1 protein-coding gene and 1 pseudogene are annotated in these 1,660 nt (G+C 78.0%); one reads left to right on the top strand and one right to left on the bottom strand.

What is annotated here, in order from left to right; translation table 11 throughout:
• Positions 1-1,219: NAD-dependent epimerase/dehydratase family protein (locus BG452_RS34290; protein ID WP_188308252.1), on the top strand; the 1,219-nt coding region annotated here is incomplete at its 5' end.
• 25 nt (positions 1,220-1,244) lie between these two features.
• On the opposite strand, the pseudogene BG452_RS46330 reads toward BG452_RS34290, so the two are convergent.
• Positions 1,245-1,660, bottom strand: a pseudogene (locus tag BG452_RS46330) (hypothetical protein); the annotation flags it as partial.

Here is a 1,660-nt window from a genome sequence, read left to right as displayed (position 1 = left end):
CGACCGCGGCCGGCTGCCCGGGGCCGTCGTTCCCGCGGCGGCGCCCGAGGCTGCCCGGCCCGGCCCGCTCGACCTCGTCCGCGCGGCCTTCGGCGAACTGCTCGGCAGCGTCCCGCCCGCCGACGGCGACTTCTTCGCCCTCGGCGGCCACTCGCTGGTCGCCGTCCAGCTCGCCGAACGCCTGCGCACCCGGGTCGGGGTGCCGCTCACCGGCCTCGACATCCTGGAGCACCGCACCCCGCGCGCCCTCGCCACCCTGCTCGCCTCCCGCGAGGAGGAGCGCCGTGCCGCCCTCACCCACACCGGCGCCCCACTGAGCGGCGAGCCCCGCACCGGCACCGTGCTGCTCACCGGCGCCACCGGCGGCGTCGGCGCCGCCGTGCTGCAGGAACTGATGGCCCAGGGCCGGCCGGTGCGCGTCCTGGTCCGCCCGGAGTCGGCCCACCTGCCGGCCCTGCACGGCGCCGAGATCGCCGAGGGCGACCTCGCCGACCTGGACAGCCTCCAGCGCGCCGTCAAGGGCGTGGACGCCGTCATCCACGCCGCCTGCACCTTCACCGAGCACGAGACCGACGTGGCCGCCATGCGCGCCCTGCTGGACGGCTGGTCCGGCGGCCCGTTCGTCTTCGTCAGCAGCATCGACGCCTACGGGCGCCCGCCCGGCACCGAGGTCACCGAAGGCGGCCCCAGCGGCGCACCGGTCTCCGCGTACGGGCAGGCCAAGCTGGACTGCGAGCGGATGCTGTTCGAGACCGCCGCCGCCACCGGCCACGGCCCGGCCACCGTGGTGCGCGCCCCGATCGTCTGGGGCCCGCACCACCGCCTGCGCGACCAGCTCCGCTGGGGCTCCACCGGGGACCTCTACCAGGCCGCGCTGGCCGGCCGGCCGATCGTCCTGCCCGCCGGCGGCGAGGGGGAGTGGAACGGCGCCGCCTGGGTGCACTCCGCGGCCCTGGCCCGCGCCCTCGCGGTCTGCGCCCTGCCCGACGGCCCCGCCGCCGGCCGGATCGTCAACGCGATCACCGGGCACGTCTCCTGGGCGGAGTTCGGCACCGAGCTGATCCGCCTGCTCGGCTCGGCCGGCACCGTGGAGCTGAGCCCCGACGCCGACCCGGAGCTGCGGCGCCCGTGGCACTACCGCGCCGAGACCCTGGCGGCCGCGCTGCGGCCCGAGCCGGGGGAGGACTGGCGCAGCGTGCTGGCGGCCATGGTGGGCTGAGGCCCCGTCGACGGGCGGAGGAGTCTCATCGCTCCTCCGCCCCTTCCCGCCGGCGGAGTTGCCGCAGCCGGGAGGCCGCGAGATGGCGGATCCGGCGGGTGCGCCCGCCCTCGGCGAAGGCGCTCAGGCACGCCCCGGCCGAGGGGGTCTCGGCCGTGTGCAGCCGGAGCCAGTTCGAGGCCGTGAGCAACTGCCGCTGCTCCCAGGGCTCGCCGAGGGTCATCGTCCGCGGCAGCGCCCACTCGTGCAGGCGCCGTACGGTGAACGCGTCGGCCACCACCGCTGCGGCCGACTCCCGCTGCCAGTCGGGGAATTCTGGTCGGTCAGCAGCTGCGCCGCCCGCCGGTCCAGGTACTCGCACACCGCGCCGCTCGCCATCGCCCGGTCGGGATCGGCGAGCACCCGCGCCGCCGGCCCGGCCGCGTCGGCCGGTGCCGCCGC

Source organism: Streptomyces sp. CBMA123, assembly GCF_014596465.1.
GTDB lineage: Bacteria > Actinomycetota > Actinomycetes > Streptomycetales > Streptomycetaceae > Kitasatospora.
Note: the sequence above shows the minus strand (reverse complement) of the source record. Positions and strands in the feature narration are given on the sequence as shown.